This is a genomic window from Hazenella coriacea, from assembly GCF_004341825.1.
GTDB classification, from domain to species: Bacteria; Bacillota; Bacilli; order Thermoactinomycetales; family Thermoactinomycetaceae; genus Hazenella; species Hazenella coriacea.
Genome location: NZ_SMAG01000002.1, coordinates 342,994 through 361,273 on the forward strand (window position 1 = coordinate 342,994; position 18,280 = coordinate 361,273).

Genomic DNA, 18,280 nt, shown 5'->3' on the forward strand with positions numbered 1-18,280 from the left:
ACTTTTGATATTTTTTATGACGAAAGGCGTTAATCTAAAGATTATAAAGAATAAGTACTGTATTCCCAATACTACTAATGCTGGTGTGGACTTATAATGTAGAGTTTTCAATTGCTGCACCGATGGCGAGTGCAAAAATGACTCCCGCAATAATCCCAATTAGCACACATAAAACGAAAATCCATAAACCTACTTTAGCCCAAGTACGTTGTACTTTTTCAAAATGCTCTACACTTTGCCATTCTTTACTTTTCCAAGCCCATTCTCCGCCTTTCGCACCTAATACAAAGACCATAACGAAATTTACGAAGGGGATTAATGCAAGAAGAGCAATCCATACATTATTACCGATACCCCAAATCCAGTTTAAAAAGAAAGCCCCCCAATTCCATTTTTTAGCTATTTCTGGAATATCATGTTGACTTGAGAAAGCGTGATGTTCTGTTTGCATCTTAACACTCCTTAATAAAAAATGGTTATGAATCTATTATAATTGCATCAGATATTAGAATCAAAAGGTAAATCCAAATTAAATTACCTTTTTTGAATAGAAGGGGTAAACATAGGTTAATTTCTCCATTTAGTAAGAAAAAAAGAGACCACATCATGTGTAGTCTCTATCCTATTCAAAAGGGTTTATAGGAAATAACCAATCATTAGTAGTCTCTTAATTTTAATTTACAAATCCCCAGTCAGAAGCGTATTTGTGTCCTTCATTAGCAATTGAATAGAAATCATTTTCATTTCCGCCCACAGGAACAACATTAAGGGATTGAGGAGATTCTAGACTAATACCATCATGATATGTTAGAACAAATTTTGTGGCATCTGGAGACCAGACTGCAGAGTAGACACGAGCAAGTTCTACTTCCTCTTTAAAGTGAGTAACTTGTTTGCGTTCACTACCATCAGGTTTAATTACATAGACGTTTTGATTAACTGAAAAAGAGATTAGGCTACCATCAGGGGACCATCTTGGTCTTTCTTCATTATGGTTTGGGGTATTGGTAATATTAATTTGGTTTTGACCGTTGTAGTCCATGATATATGTGTCATTGTCTAAAGTAACCCGGTCTGTGACATCAAAGAGAATTTTCAGTCCATCTGGTGAGAAGACTGGGTGGAACTTAAGTTGATTCGGATTATTCGTTAGTTTCTCTACTCCAGAACCATCTATATTCATCATAAAGATTTCAGCACTAAAACTATCGTTGTAATATACACTATAAACAATTTTCTGTCCATCTGGAGAAAGGTTTGGAGCATCCTCCGATTCTGGAGTGTTTGTAATTTGAGTTAGTCCTGTTCCATCTACATTGACAGAAAAGATATCACCATCACTTCCTTGACTATAACCCACAAAGAATATTTTAGAACCGTCAGGAGAGATGTTACCATCAACAGCCCAACCATCCACAATTTTTACTGCATTGGACCCATCTGGATTGACTAAAAATAGTCCTTGGTCTTCTTCATCATAACTGCTATAAACAATTTTTTCCTGAGCAGAGGAGACTGATTTTGTCTTTACTTGTGGAATGGCTTTGGTCACTTTCTTATTTACTTTCGCTTTCATCTGGTGTTGTTCCCATTGGGACTGAGCTGAAGTAGTTGGCTTTAAAGTTTGAGGGGTAGCTGTTACGGATGTGGGTAATACGACTGAGAGAGTTAAAGCTACTGCTGTACCGATCGAGTAAATCGCTTTCATTTGAACATCTCCCTTTTAAAAAATTTAATACTAATTCAAGGGTTTAAAAGTTCGAGGTTTTGATCTATAAAGAGAGGGTGTAAGTATTTATTGTGATTTATTTAAGTAGAGAGAAGTAACCCTTATTTATATTATATAAAAATTAAAATGAATTGCAAATATTTTTTAATAAATAGTTTCATTTGTTTTGTACATGTTTTACAGATTCTATAGAAAAAAATAAGGAATCAACCAATAGTTAAGGTTGTTCCTTAGAGATCTTTCAATGGTAAATCGATTTTTGTTTGAACCTAGCTCGATTCTGTGTTGAAACATCATCACAAGAAGTGGTACATGTTTTGTTTAATGTACAAGCAGCGCATTTTCCTTGTTTTGACTTTTGATAGTAACGGATCAGTGTCCAAGCGGCATAACCAAAGATAGCGATTCCTATCAATATGCTCACCATGTTAATCCCTCCTCTTCTTCACATTAATGGAATCCTAATAGTTGTCCCCCTTGATAAATAACGAATGTGACGATATAGGCAACGATCAACGAATAGATGACTGAGAACCAAGTCCATTTTGTTGAGCCGGTTTCTTTACGAATGACTGCAACAGTCGCTAGACAGGGAACATACAATAAGATAAAGGCCATGAAGCTATATGCTTGCAAGGGAGTGAAAAATTGACTCAGTACTCCCTGTAAGGCGATGTCCCCTGGTGTGACATAGATGATATTCATCGAGGAAACAACGACCTCCTTGGCTAAGAAGCCAGTGAGAAGAGCAGCGCCTGCTTGCCAATTACCAAAGCCGATCGGATCGAAGAGTGGAGCGATTGCGCCTCCGATCATAGCTAAAAAGCTTTCATTCATCTCTACATCGATGCCAGCAGGTCCCATATAGCCGAGTAACCAAATGACGACAGACCCTCCAAAGATAAAAGTACCTGCCTTTCGGATAAATCCTTTTCCCTTCTCCCAAGTACTTCGAAATAGGCTACGCCATTGTGGGATCCGGTAAGGAGGTAATTCAATCACAAAGGGGGAAGGTGCTTCGCTTTTTAAAAAGGTCATTGAGAATACCTTCGCTAAGATAAAAGCTAAAATGATTCCCATAACATATAAAGATAACACGATCAAAGCTTGATATTCTGTAAAAAAGGCTGCAACAAAGAGAGAGTAAACGGAGAGTCGGGCAGAGCAAGACATTAAAGGTGATAATAAAATGGTAAGCAACCGTTCTTTGGGTTGTTCAATGGTTCTTGCAGCCATGATGCCAGGAACATTGCATCCAAAACCAATAATCATCGGAATAAAGGCTTTTCCGTTTAGACCGATTGCTTCCATCATGCGATCCATCACTAGAGCGACCCTTGCCATATATCCTGAATCCTCAATCCACGAGATAAATAAAAATAAGATAAAAATCTGTGGAACGAAGACGAGTACCCCACCAACACCAGCAACAATTCCTTCCAAAACGACTGCTTGTATGAAAGGAGAAGCTTCAGCGGCTTGTAGGACCTGAGCGAGCCCATCTTTCAAAGGACCTGACATCCAAGCATCTAATTGGTCGGACAAAGGGCTACCTAGCCAATCAAAAGTGAATTGGAAGATCAGAAACATGGTGAGTAAAAAGATTGGAACACCTAGGAATTTATTCAACACCAACGAGTCGATCCGTGTGGTCCAAGTGGTTTGCTGATGGAGGTCTTGCTTGAACGTAAGAACATTTTTAATGGTGTCTTGAATCCATCGGGTGCGTATTTGGCGAATATACTCTGGGAGTGACATTTTCTTTTCGCTAATATGGATCGATGCTTCTACTTCATCATATAAGTGTTGTAATTTTTCTAGTGGGATCGATTGACTTAAGTGATAGAGAACAAGTTGATTTCTCTCATAAAATTGGATAGCTAGCCAACGTGAAGGAATCGATTCCTGGGCAGCAGAAAGCAAAGAAGTAAGTTGCTCAATTCCCTTTTCTAACTCCGGCCCATAATCGATTTGAAATGAAGTGGTTGGTTGGAGTTGAGAGCATTCTTCTAGTAGCTTGTCACAACCGACCCCTTTTCGAGCGGTGATCGGAATGATTGGGACACCCAGAAGGTTGGATAACTGGGTGGAGTCAATCTCCATTCCTCTTGCATTAGCTACATCAATCATATTTAAACCAATCAACATCGGTTTTCCATACTCCAATAATTGAATGGACAGGTTTAAGTTACGCTCTAATTGGGAGGCATCCACAATATTTAGAATGGAGTCAAACTCTCCTTCTAATAAATATTGGGTGGCGACTCCTTCATCTTTAGATAAGGGATTCAACGAATAAATACCAGGTAGGTCAACCAAGTGCCCCTGTTTATTTTTCAATTCCCCTACCTTTTTCTCTACGGTTACCCCTGTCCAGTTCCCCACATACTGATAGGATTGGGTTAGCATATTAAATAAGGAGGTTTTTCCTGTATTGGGGTTACCGAATAAGGCGAATGTATTCATATGATTTGTACCTCAATCTGTTTTGCTTCATGACGTCGAATACCAATTCCTTGTCCATTTACTTCAAAAGTAAAGGCACCTCCAAAGGGTAAGATTTGTGTGATTCGAATGAGAGTTCCTGAAGTGACTCCTAGATCTAGAAGTCTGCGTCGAATAAAAGGATTGAGTTGAGAGGTATCAACAATTTGAGCTTGATGACCCTTTTTCAATTCAAATAGTTTCAATGGATTGTCCCCCAGCTGATTCTATTGATAATTGTTATCAATTAAATTATCATATGAAATGAAGAAAAAGAAAAGTCTTTTTTTATGACTTCTTTTGGACAAGTTCGTTGATCTTCATTTTAGTAGTGGTTAATAAACATTTAGACATAAAAAACCACCCTTTTTCAGGTGGTTTCATAAAATAAAGAATCATTAATCATCTTCTTTTACACCGTGTTGTTTGTCATGGCGACAATGCTTATTCATATAGTAGAGAAACCAGACTGCGTGGTTCTGCTCATCAAAAGCGGCACGTCTAAATTGTTGTTTGACATGGAGATCTTTGGCGCGATCTGCAATGTTTTGATAAAAGTCTACAGTGTTCTGCTCATCTTTAAAGGCAAAATCAAGCCCCTCTTTATAACAATCTGGGCATTCTTCTTCAGTCACAGTTGGTTTTTTACCTGTAAGTCTAGTATATATTTGGGAAAATATTTGATAGTGCCTCACTTCGTCTTGGCGAATCTCTAAAATTCGCTCCTGTTCTTCCTCGTTAGGGGCCATTTCAGCTAATTTGGCATAACAAAGAATGGCATTATATTCACCACTAACCGCTTTTTCGATATCACGAATGATACTCGTGTCTTCAGCAGAAGTAAATACATAATAGTAAGGATCGTACATCCGTTGTTTCCCTCCTATTCCATTTGACCTTTGGATAGTTTATGGTTATTGCGCCCAAATGGTGAATAAACCCTTTCCATAAAAATGAAAAACCTACTGACTTACACAGTAGGTGGTTTGAGGCATTATATTCTGCTCCATAGGTCAAGGACGATAAGGATGCCGAATCCAATCAACATAAAGCCGGAAATTCGATTCACCCAGACTAGAGATTGTAGATGAAAGCGATGTCGGAACAAACTGATGCCCATACTTATAAAGAGCCACCAGCCTACTGAACCTAAAAATACACCAGCAACTAAGATTAATGCAGAAATTAAGTTATAAGTTTGATCTACTCCTACCACAGCGAAAATCCCCATAAAGGAAAAAATAGTTAAAGGATTTGTGAGTGTTAAGAAAAAAGTTGAAGTAAATGCTGATAACATGCTCCCGTTGTTATTCCCATTGGTTGATTGAGGAGGCTTAGAGCGAAAGGCCTGATAACCAAGAAAAAATAGAAAGAGGCTACCAAGGAGCTGAATCCAAAAGCGGTAATCTAAAAGAAACTGAGTAACAGCAGTCAAACCCAATCCTGCAATGACTCCAAATATTACATCTGCACTCGCCGCACCGATCCCAGAAATTACTCCAGTCATCCGTCCATGGGTTAAAGTTCGTCTCACACATAAAACACCTACAGGACCAACTGGGGCAGCAACAACGACACCGATGATGAGACCCTTGAGGAAAAATAACATCTTGGATGGCTCTCCTTTTGTAGAATGGAATAACTAAAAGAATGATAAAATTTTGATTTCTATAATAAATGGACCTTTTTTCTTTATACCATATGTAAAAAAAAGAGACCACTATTTTTAGTGGTCTCGGTAACTGGATTTGAGTATTATTTAGCTTCTACTTTATTCCCTGTTGCCGCTTTATTAAATGCTTCCCAAGACACATTAAATTTATCGATTCCTTGGTTAAACTCGTTGTGTACCTCTTCAAGTTTTTTAGTGATTTCTTCCACTTTATCAAGAGCGGGTTCTTTTTTATCAGCAATATCTTTAAACAGTTGTTCTTCGATCGCTAGGTATTCAGCCGTAGTATCAGATAATTTGATTTGTGCTTCATTAGCTTTGGAAAAATCAGCAATAAAGGAGTCCGCGAGTTCTTTGATTTTTGGATCTTCCAATTTAGCTGCTTTAGCTTTTAAATCAGGAAATTGTTTTTGGATCTTTTGTACTTCTGCTTTGTATCGATCATTAATACCTTTTGATTCAGTAATTTTCGCTTGAACCTCATCCAGTTTCTTTTGGTCTAGATTTTCTGGATCCAAAGATTCAGCAATAGCAGCGATTTCATCATCTTTATCGCCTAGTTCTTTTAGTTCTTTATCAATTAAGCCATTGGATGTATCCACTAATTTATTCATTTCATTAGCTAATTGGTCAGCATTGTAATAATCGGCAAATAATGAACAACCAGAAAGAAGAAAGATACAAGTAACGAATAATGCCAATTTTTTCATTTTATAATCACCTTTTTATATAGTTTTAAAAAAAATGCACCTAGAAATATATGTTACCTTATTTCAAGGCTTTTTCAAGCCATTTATATTGCTTTTTAGAATTAATTATTCTAGGTGCAGTTCAAAGAAAAAAATATGAGGGTACTGGGGGAAAATCAAATACTATCAGGGATTCTTACAGTACTCTTCTACTATACATAAGGTGGTGTGCCAAAAATGGCAAAGCTAAAATATTAAGATGAAAATAATCAAAAACAGAGACCACTTTCTAGAAAGGGTCTCTGTTTGGATGGAGTTGTATTTTATTTAGGTTGTTGGATTTCAGTTCCAATCGCAGCTTTGTGAAAAGCATTCCAAGATTTATTGAAATTTTCGATTTCTGGGTTAAGTTGGCCAGCTAATTGATCTATATTGTCGAGAATTGCATCATATTCATCAAGATTAGGTTCTTTATTATCCACAATGTCTTGTGCTAACTTTGCAGTAGCAACTAATAGCTTGTCAAATTCTTCAGCTTGTTTGATTTCAGTCTCAGTTGTTTTAGTAAAATCACCGATAAAGGTATCAGCCAATTTTTTGATTTCTGGATCTTCTAACTTAGCTGCTTTTGCTTTTAAGTCAGGAAATTGCTTTTGAATTTTTTGTACTTCCTGTTTGTATTTCGTGGAGATGGCTTTTGCTTCTTCTATTTTCTTGTTAATCTCTTCTAATTTAGCTTTATCTCCCACCTGTACAGATTGAATAAGTACAGAAGCTTCTTCATACTTCTTTTCTAAGTCTTGGTTGATTTTATCATTGGTATCATTTTCAGTTCGTACTAATTGATCCATTTCATTAGCCAATTGATCTGCGTTGTAATAATCAGCAAAGAGGGAACAACCAGATAAAAGAAAAATACAACTAGCTAGTAATAGTATTTTTTTCATATAATCTCACCTTTTGGTATGTAATAGAAAAAATTGCTCCTAGAACTATATTCTACATTGTTTTCTGGTTTTTTCAAGCAATTTTTATTATATTTTTCAAGAAAAAAACCCCTATAAATAGAGGTCCTTTTGGCTCATTATTTACTCTTTGGCCTAATGCCGCATTGTGTAACACATCCCAAGAGTATTTGAATGGTTCATAGTGGTTTTCAATTTGTTTCCGTAAGTCTGATATCTCTGAATCTAATTGATCAAACTCAGTTAAATCCACTTTAAGAGATCCCAAACGAATCCAATAGGGATCTCTTTAGGGTCTAAGCGACCTGCTTTTGTTTGATGCTTTGTTTTTTTATCCAAGTATCAAGGGCTAGATAGACAAATCCAGCTACAAGACAACCTAATCCGAGTAGGGTGAAGTTAAAGTTTCCTTGCGAATGTTCAAAGAAATATCCACCGAAAATAGGTCCAATTGCACCACCAACAATCCACTGCAACCCGGCTGCTCCCATATAAGTACCGCGAAGGTGTTCTGGAGCGATGTTGGCTACAAATGTCATTTGAACGGGGGACATAACCATCTCACCCAAAGTGTAAATCGCATAAATAAAGAGAAGTACTCCTAGAGCCATTGCTTTGTCTGTATTCCATTGTCCAAAATAGAAAGGAAGCCAACCGATCGCAAGCAGTCCTATGCCAAACAGAGAAGCTCCAAGAAGCATCACTTTGCCATTGGAGTGACGATTGGCCCAACGAGATATTTGAAATTGAAATAAGACGACCATTGCTCCATTTAATGCCATGAGATAAGGGAAGGGGTTATTTAAACCGAAGATATTGGACATCTCGTTGTCAAAATGGAGTGGAAGCATTCCCTCAGTTTGAGAGAAGCCCATGGAGATCACGACCCCTGTAATAATAAATACGAGTAACACTTTATCTTGTAAAAGTACTTTCCAAGTGGATGGAGTTGGCTGTTCATCCTCAGAGGAGGTGTGTTGTTTCCCTCGAGCCTCTTTGGGAAGTGTCTCTTCAATAAAAAGAAGGACAATGAGGGAGTAAAGAATAAGGGTTGAAGATGTTGCGATAAAAATAATAGATTTGGAAATAACCATCACAGATGCACCGATGAGTGGACCGATCGCCGCTCCAATATTATGTCCCATTCGTAATAAACCAAAAGCTTGGGTTCGGTTTTCGGGTTCAGTGACATCAGTCACCATCGCAGAAGCTGCGGGGTGGAATAAGGAGTTGAAGATTCCTAAAAATGCGGAAAGAGCCATAAAAGCATAGAAGCTATCAAAAAATAGAAATCCTAACATCAAAATCCCGTTTCCAAACATAGATATAATCATAATGGGCTTGCGACCATAGAGATCAGCAATCCGCCCACCTAAGATGGAACCAAATGATGCTGCAATTGGGGAAATCGCCATGACAATCCCCACATGAACTAAAGAGTCCACTTTATCTTTTAGATATAATGCGAAAAATGGCATTAGCATCATAAATGCAATCCCATTCACAGTCTCACCAATAAAACGGATCCAAATGTTGCGATCCATTGCTTTTAAATCTTGAATCATACCTTTCATCCGAACTTCCCCTTTTTTCTGAGCAGCGAGAATTTCGGGTTGCATAATAAATCATATAATGATTTTCCATTTATAGCAATAAATATTTTCCGGATTAATAATAAAAAATGCAAATAAAGTAAAATGGGGCTTGTTTTTCGAATTGAAAAAATAGATGATAAATATATAGATGTTTGGATGAAATTTAGATTCCCCATCACATCAGAGAGGAAGACATCATGTTCTATTTTATCGTTTCTATTAACCTTATCTTATATGTGGCAACTGTGATCTTACTGGTCGATGAAAAGTGGGGCTTAGGGATCGGTGTGGGCAGTATCGCTTTATTGATGAGTTTAATGATTGTTATTTATTACTCAAGGAGAAGAAATCGTGATAAAGTGCCGGATTGTAACGCCTTGGAATGTGAGATTTGTAGTTGTGGTGACTCCTGTGATTGTAGCCATTAGTTCATAAAATGAAATAGTGATGTCCCTTTTTAGTTTGGGTTGGTTTTCAATTATGTTACTATCTCTCATATCACTAGTTTTATTGATACGAGTATTATGGTTAGCGATTCCGATTCTTAAAAAATTTAACAACGATAAAAACTAGACTTTTTATGATGAATTAATTCTGGACAGAACTTCCGAATGTTATTGGTTCAAGCAATAAGGAGAAATAGACCATGCCACTATTGAAAAATCTAATCCTAATGATTCCCTGTCATCGAAAACCTAATCGCTGTCTACATATGAAAGGAAAGCCACTTCCCATCTGCGCCCGCTGTATGAGTATGTTGCTCGGATACTTGTGGATTCCTATCTTATTTCTAGTACCCATTGAACTTCCGTGGTGGGTTGGTGTTCCTTTACAACTCCCTATGCTGATCGATGGCTTTACACAACTGTTTAAATGGCGGGAGAGTACTAATCTTCTTCGTGTCATCACGGGCTCTTTGAGCGGTTTAGGATTATCGATCATCATTGTTGATCTATCGATCAAACTAGCTAGTTGGCTATCCAGTTGGTGAAGAATATCTTCTGCTATCCCCTTGACTTTCTTATAAGATTTGAGTAAAATTGATTTTGTCATTGAAAATAGTATATGGGGCATTAGCTCAGCTGGGAGAGCGCTACACTGGCAGTGTAGAGGTCAGCGGTTCGATCCCGCTATGCTCCACCAAAGTATTTAAACCCTCGATGTTTCGGGGGTTTTTTAGTGTTTATAGGGAAATGGATATGGGATGAAAAGCCTGTTTAAACACACACTTAAGGTAAGTAGATGGCACTGAAAAACATTAGTGTACCAAGAGAAAAGGCTTTAGGTTGGTGTATTTAGCCATGATGATTATGTGATCAAAAATGAGGTTAGAGTCATAGGCGCTTAAAGTGTTTTTTTATGTATAAGAGGCTATAGGGAACAGTTAAGAAGGAATTGAAGCAAATTTATAAAAATTTTTTTACTATTGTGTATTGAAAATCAGTTAATCTCAAGAACATTAGGGTTAGAACTTTGGCTTAGACATCATGGATATTAAACGATCTGGATCGGAGTTGGAAGAACTATGATTGTAGAACCGTCTTGGAAAAGAATAGGACTATCCCAACCGCTTGATAAAAGATCAGGTCAAGGAATAGGAATCATTATTTTGGATGAAATCACTCCACATGTCTCCCTGAGGCATTTAAAAGGCAAGATAAAGAGAGTAAAAGTGCATAAAGATTTTAGCATTACTTGTTCTGATGTATTAAAGGAGCCTTTAACAAAAGAAGTAGATAAATATACAGAGCATGGTTTGAAGTTACTTAGCCTTTTAGCTCATCAACCAATGAAATTCAAAGAGAATATGTATTCTGGTTTAGTACAGTCAGCTCATTTCATTTTCTTTTATGCGAGTCAGCCAGAACGAAGAAAGAAAGGATTAGAATGGATTTTACAACAGGATTGGAATGTAAAGATTTGTTTAAATTTAAGTGTTCCTCAAGAAAGAGGTTGGATGTCTCCAACAAAAGAAGATTTAAATGTACAGGCTTTACAACCTGTATTAGATGCTGGGTTAATGGTTATTGCAGCTGGGGGTAATTCCAAGGTACATAACAATTTACATCCTAAATCATTTTTTGTTATTGGTGGATTTGATGATAGTGGGTCAAGTGATCAGAGGAGCTACAAACAGCATCCGTCAGTATCCTTTGGTTTGAATGGTGATGGTCATTGGAGACCTGATTTACTTGCTCCTTATACTTATCTACCTTTACCTAGTTTAACGAGTGGTGGATTGGATTACTTTGGAGGCACTTGAGGTAGTTCTACTCTAGTAGCTGGCTTAAGTGCATACTTCATGTCAACCATTCCAGATGTTACACCCAATGACATTCGAAATGTGTTAATAGATACAGCAGATATTATAGAAGGTTTTCCTGCTCATATTGTAAATGCAGAGAAGGCACTAAAAGCTTTACAAGATGGTTATCGGAACAGCAATCAACCATCTTTAGAACCGCTAGTAAGGGTCACAGATGAAAACCAGTCGATTCTATCCGACAATCCACTGGAGAGAGCATTAGCATTAACGATCTTGATCAAAGACAACAAGCTAACTAGAGAAGAAATATGGAAATATACTAATGATGAGTCTCCGATGGTGAAAAAAGTAGCTCTACAAGGTTTAGGAGATCCAATTGATCAAATCGAGAGAAGGGAATATTGGATTAGAGCACACAAAGAATCAAGTGATTTTGGTGTAAGAGAATCTTGGGCTTATACACTGCTTAATACAACTGCAAAGGAAGAGTTAGATAAATGGATGTCTCTGGTAGAATATAAATCGATCGATATTTGGATCTGTATCAATCTGTTTTTGCAAAAATATTTTCCAGATGCCCCTGAGATGGACATTTTGCCTGATCCTGATCCAACAATCATGGATTCTTTCATTGCACCAGTGTTAGATTGGTATAAGAATAATAATGGGAAATTTTAAAAAAAGGTGTTCTTAGAATATTGCAGTTAGTTATTAGATAAGATAAAATGAATCAACTATTTGTATATCAACACATTCAGTGATAAGGATGAGTAACGAACGGAACTATCACCAGAGAGTCGGGAAAGGTGAAAGCCGACATAGGGAACTTCGTGAACATGGCCTTTGAGAAGGATTTCTGAACGGGACACTCAATAGGAAATCTACGCACACCAGCGTTATCGGGTTGCCCTGAAGGGTGGATGATGGCTTTCTAATTATCGTTCACTAAAGTTGGGTGGTACCGCGAATTTTTCTCGCCCCAATACAGTTGGAGGCGAGTTTTTTATTTGGAAGGAGAGTGTCCATATCAGGGAGCTGACTACTTAGACATAATTGCTGATGGTCATTATCCAATTGTACAAAACTTAGTTATTCCGACAGTGTAAGAAAATCAAGACATTATAAGCGGAAATAATGTTGTCCTTTCATACGCTTATAATGAAAAGAATGATTGCTTGGGAGGTAAGCAAATGCCTAAATATTTAATTACAAGTGCATTGCCATATATAAACGGTATTAAACATCTAGGAAATCTTGCAGGGTCGCTACTTCCTGCAGATGTATACGCACGCTTTTTAAGACAAGATGGAGAAGAAGTATTATTTATCTGTGCAACAGATGAGCATGGGACTCCTGCAGAGCTTTCAGCTTTAAAGGAGAATCTAGAAATAAAGGATTATTGTTTCCAAATGCATCATAAGCAAGCAAATATCTATGAACAATTTAATCTTTCATTTGATTACTTTGGAAGAAGCTCATCCCAACAAAATCACGGATTAACAAAAGAGATTTTTTTAGATCTTGATAAAAACGGTTTTATTGAAGAAAAAGAAATTAAACAGGTTTACTCTCTTACAGATCAACGTTTCTTACCTGACCGTTATGTAGAAGGAATCTGTCCAAAATGCGGTTATGAGGCAGCTCGGGGAGATCAGTGTGAATATTGTACTTCTGTGTTAGATCCAACAGAGCTTATTAATCCTAGATCTGCTGTTTCTAAAAGTACAGATTTAGAGATTAAATCTACAAAGCACTTGTTTTTAAGGCTGGATAAGTTGAGCGATGATATCAAAGATTGGGTACTCTCACATGGTCATTGGCCACGATTAACTACATCTATCGCAATGAAATGGATAAATGAAGGTTTACAGTCCCGTTGTATCACTCGAGATTTAAAATGGGGAATTTCTATTCCAAAAGAAGGATTCGAAGAGAAAGTCTTTTATGTTTGGTTTGATGCACCAATCGAGTACATAGGTGCTACAAAAGAATGGGCAGATGCAAATCCTAGCGAAAGAAATTGGGAGTCTTGGTGGGTTGATGCAAACGATGTAGTGTATACCCAATTTATGGCGAAAGACAATGTTCCTTTCCACGCTGTATTCTTTCCTGGAATGCTGTTAGGTACCAAAAGGCCTTGGACTCAAGCTACTAACATAAAGAGTTTCAACTGGCTAACATACTATGGAGGAAAGTTCTCGACTAGTCAAAAACGTGGAGTTTTCATGGATCAAGCTTTGGAAATTTTACCAGCGGATTATTGGCGGTACTTCTTAATTGCGCATTCTCCTGAGTCTGATGATTCCAGTTTTACATGGGAAACATTTGCGAGTGTAGTGAATAAAGATTTAGTTGGTACTTTCGGAAACATTGTAAATCGTACTTTGAAGCTAACAGCCTCTAAATTTGGTAAAGCATTACCTGAAGGTGGAGGGTTAGGCTTTAGAGAAAAAGAATTACACGAAACCTGTAAACAGATTATGATACAGTATCGAGATGCACTGCGGAATCAAGAGTTTAGAAAAGCAATTTCTTACCTGAGAGAGCTTTGGTCACAGGGTAACTTGTATCTAGATGAAAGAGTGCCTTGGAGTCTGCTTCATCAAGATAGAGAAGAGGCAGCGATGGTATTGCGAACAACCATTAATCTAATTCGGATCTTTGCCATCGCTGCTAGTCCCATCATTCCACAGACAACAGAAAAAGTATTCCAATCTTTGAACTTGGAACGAAAAGATTACAATATGGCTTTTGTGGATGCTGTAGATCTAGAATACATGAAGGAAAACCATCCATTTGAGGTTCCAGATTTATTGTTCAAACGCATTGAAGAAGAAGATTTAAATGCTTATAAAGCTAAGTTTGCTGGAGACGAAGCGTAGATTTTATTATTTTTGACCTGTGATCTGTTGTCATAAATGCAGATCACAGGTCATTTTCGATTAGAAAAAACTATTTGCCCCGAGATAGAATTTTTTCTTAATCATGATCCTAAAACTATGAAATCTATCATTATGCCAGTGCTAGGTTGGTATAAGAGTAATAAGGGAAAATTGGAGTATATCAACATCTTTTTACGTAATCTGAGAAAGAATCTTTTTTGGTATGGTTAATCGAAAGGGAAAGCGTCTTTTCTACTCTATTATCGTTAAAAGGGGCAGCTAATATTTAAGATTCTTAAAAGATGTACAAAATTACAAGTTGATGAGGCAAGTAACGACCAACTGGTGAATTGGGGGTCTGTGTTATGATTTAATGGTTCTTAGACCACATCTCCTCACTGTTTATCTGTCATTTTTATTGCTAAGTAACTTCATTAAAAGAAGCATATAAAAATTTGACATCGTTCCACTTTCAAAATAAATATTGGACATTTCACTACTCAGAGGCAACGTATATTTCACAGAAAGAGGTTTCAGCTCACCACTGGTTCCTGAAGGGTTTATTTAACCTGGTTAGTATAAGTATAGGTTGATTTAGCTTTAACCCCGCTGAATTTATGAATTGTTTATTCAATATCTGGTAGGTTTTTATGTTTGTCATATCGAATATTAGTAAAATAACAAATAATAAATTAATAGAGGGGGAATTGATAAATTTGTTTTGGTTTAGATAAATTTAAGGAAGAAAGACCTAGAAGCTATCGGTTTTAGGATGGGTGACTCGTTATCATAGTAGTTAGGGAAATAGTTATATGACAAAGAGTTTGGTGAAGATAGAAATGATAGAGTATTTTATAAAACAGTCCATATATTTTGTGGAATTATGTTAATTTATTTACCGAATGATGGAAGTTTACTAACGCAATGATGGAGGGGTTATACATGAGCAATGAGCTAAATGATAAGAAAAATCCACTTAGTCCTATTAGTTATGAGATTTTGTACAGTGCAATGAAGAAAAGGCTTCCTAAACTTCTCATACATGAGAAGGGTGGAAATGTGTTCTTTGCTAAGAATTTATACCCTATATGTCATGAAGTAGTTGAAGATTTACGCACTAAGGTATCAAAACAGTTCTTTGCAGAAATGAGTATGGATGAAACAGTCCTTACTGGAAGTAAAAATAACTTTGTAACTCTCAATTTCCAGAACAAGGAACGAGAGCACGAAGACTTGCAAGAATTAATGGATTTGATGAAAAAGGTATTAGATAGTCAGGGTGTTTCGCCTAAGCCAAATCGTTTAAGCGATATTCTTACAAAAACAAAGCCAGCGCAAGCCTTAGGTTCTTTTTCGATAAAAATGCAAAATGAAGAAAGAAAAACTAGCTTTGGGAAGTTGGAATATAATGTATTTGACTCTATCAGTGAAAAAAATATTCTTCGTCACGACAATGTGAAAATCAGCTATAAGACAGATCATCTAATGGAATCTATTAAACAATCGTTGATTCGTTATTTTGAAGTAGAATATGAAGATGATTTCTTTAAAGACACAGTTATAGAACAAATTCGTTCTCAAGGTATACTTGCAGATACTCTCTATAACTTTATCGAAGAGAATCATTTTGCTGCGGTCAAGCGCTCGTCTGGTTTTTTATATTTAGATTACCTACTTAGCAACATGGATACTAAGTTTATAGTAAAGCATAAAGAAACAGTATCCTTGTTGAAACGGTATACGGAGCGATTTGAAAAACTTGAAGAGCTATTGACAGAGTTTCTGAAAGAAGCAAGGTATTTACCAGTAGAGTTCATGGGAGAAAATCGCGATATCTTAAATACATTTCGTCATAAAAATGATGTATATGGCTTTTTACCTTTTATGGGTGTTTTATCTCAAATCATGGCTTCTACAAATAATAATGAGAAAAACATTGAGCAATATGGAGTTTCATTGAAACTTAATGGAGAGGTACAGAATGCTGAAATTGCAGAAGGAAAAGGAAAAAGGTCGTATGTCTATCATACTCAAAAACTAATTTCACTAGCAAAGTATGGGGATCAAGAAGATTACTTTGAAACTACAAAAGAGATGGCAAATGAGTATTGGTTCGGGGCCATTCGGGTAGTCTTGCTTAAATATTTTTTACTCAATCTAGAAGATGGAACATATGACCCATCAGATACATTGAAACAGGATCTTGACCATATAGCTAGCTATGATGGTAGTCCAAAACGAGAAGATCTCCATTCTTGGTATCGTGATTTAGCAAAAACTTTCTTTTATAAAAATGAATATAGATCAGGTCATATTACGGAGCAATTAAACGAAATAAGGGAAATGCTCTGTGATCATTTTAAAAAAGTTCGAGATCAAGGATCAACCAAAACCTATAAACGACGCATGACTTTCCTTAAAAGCATTTTAGAACCGAATCTTTTTTCAGCTGACCGAGTTAACGTATTACGAAATGAACTAAATACTCACAACTACAAATATACGATTCTGACAAAAGAAATATTAGAAGATAGTCTGTTTAGTTTCGAGTATGAGATTGAGTTTAGCAATACTTTCTTGTGTTCAAAAGAACACCATGAGGAAATTTCTTATCAGAATGAAGTATGTGAACAGGATGAAATTTTGCCAATTATGTTTTTGCCATACGATATAAGAAATAGAGTTTTAGGGCGAGAATCTACACAATATATTCAACAAGATACAACAATAAAGAAAGTATGTATTCCCTATCCAGAATTTCTTACATATGAAACCCCTGTTGAAGAGTTTGTCTTTTTATTTGTATTCAAGCTTTTTGTTTATCTGTTTTTAGTGGCATATACAGAACAGATACGTGAAAAACAGCAGAATTTGTTTCTTTCTTTTTGGCATTTTCATCAGCACAATGATAATCGCGAAGACGAGTACACTAAAATGGGAGGATTAATCCGTCAGTATACTAAGGAGTTAGAGTTTTTATTTGGTATGAATTCTAACACTGGTTCTCAAGGATTTGTCTTTGGTACTTTTAACCAAAAGTATAAGATTGGCAATGCAATTCATTCTGTGTATGCCAATGTTCCAAAGAAGTTTAAATTAGATGTTCCAATTAAGATTCCAAAAATAGCAATTGTCATTATTACTTCTATGAAATCAGATTTCCAGGTAAAAGGTGATTACTATCGAACGGGAGTATTTGGTGAGGTATACACCATAGATAGTACAGGATCAACGAGTACGTTCAGGCGTTATGGTACATATTTCGATCATTATAACGAAACGGTTTATGAACAATCAAAAGTACTAGTCGATATTGTTCAAAAATTGTATGAAGAGGGATATAGACATGTTCTATATGTAGCAAAAACCCCCTTTACAACTAAATTTTTGAACAAGAAAAACAACCAAAAAGAGTTGTATTTCATGAATCAAAAACTAATGGATTCATTATATGTCGCAGGGGATATAGCCATATACCCTTTACATGTTACCTTAACACGAGCATATGAAGCACATGAAGGAAAACAAAGAAGAAAGGTTGGACTTTTTGTCGATGATACCAGTCATATACAAAAAAGCCTTTATGAAGATCATGTAGGGATTATACCAGTGTTCCAGCTGTATAGTGGGAACGGTTTGCCTGTAAAGGAACAACGTCATGTGTATAATAGCTTGATTACCTATCAAACTTGGAGTCGAATCTACAGTGATGAAGTAATGAACAATAAGATCCAGTCTGCTCTCATCGACCCAAATGGAATTAAACCAAATCTTATTCGTGCTTTGGTGCTTTTGCATACTAGTCGTTTTGAGTCGAAAAATAAGCCTACTATAAAAGTTGATCCATATAGCCGACTATTTGGCGACGAAGGCGTGGCAAAGAAATCAGGTCTAGATGTAAAGTGGGGGAAAAAGGCGTTTCAAATGAATATGCTTGCTTATTTTTCTTATCTTCATACAAAGGTTTTTGCAATTAAGGAGGTGGAGGGGCGTTAATA

General features: G+C 36.5%; 17 protein-coding genes, 1 tRNA gene and 1 other annotated feature. Of the genes, 7 read left to right on the forward strand and 11 right to left on the reverse strand.

The genetic code is table 11. The features are described 5' to 3' along the window. Positions 1-91: 91 nt before the first annotated feature. From EDD58_RS04975 to EDD58_RS05020, 11 genes are all read right to left on the reverse strand, one after another. The gene (locus EDD58_RS04975; RefSeq protein ID WP_131923735.1) at positions 92-451 is read right to left on the reverse strand and encodes a ribonuclease G; all 360 of its coding nucleotides are present in this window, start codon (positions 449-451) and stop codon (positions 92-94) included. A 222-nt stretch (positions 452-673) separates the two neighbouring features. Continuing rightward, entirely contained in the window at positions 674-1,708 is a 1,035-nt protein-coding gene (locus EDD58_RS04980) for a TolB family protein (RefSeq protein WP_131923736.1), read from the reverse strand. A 262-nt stretch (positions 1,709-1,970) separates the two neighbouring features. Further along, complete coding sequence (locus EDD58_RS04985) at positions 1,971-2,156, reverse strand: FeoB-associated Cys-rich membrane protein (protein WP_131923737.1); 186 nt, start codon at positions 2,154-2,156, stop codon at positions 1,971-1,973. A 23-nt stretch (positions 2,157-2,179) separates the two neighbouring features. After that, positions 2,180-4,195 carry a ferrous iron transport protein B gene (feoB, locus tag EDD58_RS04990; protein ID WP_131923738.1) on the reverse strand — a complete coding sequence of 672 codons (2,016 nt, stop codon included), beginning with the start codon at positions 4,193-4,195 and terminating at the stop codon, positions 2,180-2,182. Next, a complete protein-coding gene (locus EDD58_RS04995) occupies positions 4,192-4,419 on the reverse strand; it encodes a FeoA family protein (RefSeq protein ID WP_131923739.1) in 228 nt (75 codons plus the stop codon). The genes feoB and EDD58_RS04995 overlap by 4 nt, the downstream gene beginning before the upstream one ends. 192 nt (positions 4,420-4,611) lie before the next feature. Continuing rightward, positions 4,612-5,082, reverse strand: coding sequence for a ferritin family protein (locus EDD58_RS05000; protein WP_131923740.1), 471 nt, complete (start codon positions 5,080-5,082; stop codon positions 4,612-4,614). A 125-nt stretch (positions 5,083-5,207) separates the two neighbouring features. After that, positions 5,208-5,822, reverse strand: a complete 615-nt coding sequence (locus EDD58_RS05005) for a LysE family translocator (RefSeq protein WP_131923741.1) — start codon at positions 5,820-5,822, stop codon at positions 5,208-5,210. A 146-nt stretch (positions 5,823-5,968) separates the two neighbouring features. Continuing rightward, a complete protein-coding gene (locus EDD58_RS05010) occupies positions 5,969-6,595 on the reverse strand; it encodes a YkyA family protein (protein WP_131923742.1) in 627 nt (208 codons plus the stop codon). A gap of 302 nt (positions 6,596-6,897) precedes the next feature. Next, positions 6,898-7,521 carry a peptide chain release factor 1 gene (locus EDD58_RS05015; protein WP_131923743.1) on the reverse strand — a complete coding sequence of 208 codons (624 nt, stop codon included), beginning with the start codon at positions 7,519-7,521 and terminating at the stop codon, positions 6,898-6,900. A gap of 73 nt (positions 7,522-7,594) precedes the next feature. After that, on the reverse strand, positions 7,595-7,792 hold the full coding sequence (locus tag EDD58_RS14755; protein WP_165875802.1) for a hypothetical protein: 198 nt from the start codon (positions 7,790-7,792) through the stop codon (positions 7,595-7,597). Positions 7,793-7,835: 43 nt separating this feature from the next. Continuing rightward, positions 7,836-9,113 carry an MDR family MFS transporter gene (locus EDD58_RS05020; RefSeq protein WP_131923744.1) on the reverse strand — a complete coding sequence of 426 codons (1,278 nt, stop codon included), beginning with the start codon at positions 9,111-9,113 and terminating at the stop codon, positions 7,836-7,838. Between the two features lie 218 nt (positions 9,114-9,331). On the opposite strand from EDD58_RS05020, the gene EDD58_RS05025 reads away from it, so the two are divergent. The 7 genes from EDD58_RS05025 (at position 9,332) to EDD58_RS14760 (ending at position 18,278) form a co-directional block, all read left to right on the forward strand. After that, positions 9,332-9,562, forward strand: coding sequence for a hypothetical protein (locus EDD58_RS05025; RefSeq protein WP_131923745.1), 231 nt, complete (start codon positions 9,332-9,334; stop codon positions 9,560-9,562). 218 nt (positions 9,563-9,780) lie between these two features. Next, on the forward strand, positions 9,781-10,125 hold the full coding sequence (locus EDD58_RS05030; protein ID WP_131923746.1) for a DUF2085 domain-containing protein: 345 nt from the start codon (positions 9,781-9,783) through the stop codon (positions 10,123-10,125). 76 nt (positions 10,126-10,201) lie between these two features. Beyond that, a tRNA-Ala gene (locus tag EDD58_RS05035) sits at positions 10,202-10,277 on the forward strand. A 382-nt stretch (positions 10,278-10,659) separates the two neighbouring features. Continuing rightward, positions 10,660-11,397, forward strand: coding sequence for a S8/S53 family peptidase (locus tag EDD58_RS05040; protein ID WP_131923747.1), 738 nt, complete (start codon positions 10,660-10,662; stop codon positions 11,395-11,397). Positions 11,398-11,436: 39 nt separating this feature from the next. Further along, positions 11,437-12,078 (forward strand): hypothetical protein, encoded by a 642-nt coding sequence (locus EDD58_RS05045; RefSeq protein WP_131923748.1) that lies wholly within the window; start codon positions 11,437-11,439, stop codon positions 12,076-12,078. A gap of 70 nt (positions 12,079-12,148) precedes the next feature. Further along, positions 12,149-12,385 (forward strand) — a binding site (T-box leader). Positions 12,386-12,590: 205 nt separating this feature from the next. After that, positions 12,591-14,282 carry a methionine--tRNA ligase gene (metG, locus tag EDD58_RS05050; RefSeq protein ID WP_131923749.1) on the forward strand — a complete coding sequence of 564 codons (1,692 nt, stop codon included), beginning with the start codon at positions 12,591-12,593 and terminating at the stop codon, positions 14,280-14,282. Positions 14,283-15,224: 942 nt separating this feature from the next. Then, positions 15,225-18,278, forward strand: a complete 3,054-nt coding sequence (locus tag EDD58_RS14760) for a hypothetical protein (RefSeq protein ID WP_165875803.1) — start codon at positions 15,225-15,227, stop codon at positions 18,276-18,278. Positions 18,279-18,280: the final 2 nt, after the last annotated feature.

What these genes read in the sequence shown, in the direction of transcription:
- EDD58_RS04975 (WP_131923735.1), bottom strand. Translation starts at nt 451, where the DNA reads ATGCAAACAGAACATCACGCTTTCTCAAGTCAACATGATATTCCAGAA.
- EDD58_RS04980 (WP_131923736.1), bottom strand. Translation starts at nt 1,708, where the DNA reads ATGAAAGCGATTTACTCGATCGGTACAGCAGTAGCTTTAACTCTCTCA.
- EDD58_RS04985 (WP_131923737.1), bottom strand. Translation starts at nt 2,156, where the DNA reads ATGGTGAGCATATTGATAGGAATCGCTATCTTTGGTTATGCCGCTTGG.
- feoB (WP_131923738.1), bottom strand. Translation starts at nt 4,195, where the DNA reads ATGAATACATTCGCCTTATTCGGTAACCCCAATACAGGAAAAACCTCC.
- EDD58_RS05000 (WP_131923740.1), bottom strand. Translation starts at nt 5,082, where the DNA reads ATGTACGATCCTTACTATTATGTATTTACTTCTGCTGAAGACACGAGT.
- EDD58_RS05005 (WP_131923741.1), bottom strand. Translation starts at nt 5,822, where the DNA reads ATGTTATTTTTCCTCAAGGGTCTCATCATCGGTGTCGTTGTTGCTGCC.
- EDD58_RS05010 (WP_131923742.1), bottom strand. Translation starts at nt 6,595, where the DNA reads ATGAAAAAATTGGCATTATTCGTTACTTGTATCTTTCTTCTTTCTGGT.
- EDD58_RS05015 (WP_131923743.1), bottom strand. Translation starts at nt 7,521, where the DNA reads ATGAAAAAAATACTATTACTAGCTAGTTGTATTTTTCTTTTATCTGGT.
- EDD58_RS05020 (WP_131923744.1), bottom strand. Translation starts at nt 9,113, where the DNA reads ATGAAAGGTATGATTCAAGATTTAAAAGCAATGGATCGCAACATTTGG.
- EDD58_RS05025 (WP_131923745.1), top strand. Translation starts at nt 9,332, where the DNA reads ATGTTCTATTTTATCGTTTCTATTAACCTTATCTTATATGTGGCAACT.
- EDD58_RS05030 (WP_131923746.1), top strand. Translation starts at nt 9,781, where the DNA reads ATGCCACTATTGAAAAATCTAATCCTAATGATTCCCTGTCATCGAAAA.
- EDD58_RS05040 (WP_131923747.1), top strand. Translation starts at nt 10,660, where the DNA reads ATGATTGTAGAACCGTCTTGGAAAAGAATAGGACTATCCCAACCGCTT.
- EDD58_RS05045 (WP_131923748.1), top strand. Translation starts at nt 11,437, where the DNA reads ATGTCAACCATTCCAGATGTTACACCCAATGACATTCGAAATGTGTTA.
- metG (WP_131923749.1), top strand. Translation starts at nt 12,591, where the DNA reads ATGCCTAAATATTTAATTACAAGTGCATTGCCATATATAAACGGTATT.
- EDD58_RS14760 (WP_165875803.1), top strand. Translation starts at nt 15,225, where the DNA reads ATGAGCAATGAGCTAAATGATAAGAAAAATCCACTTAGTCCTATTAGT.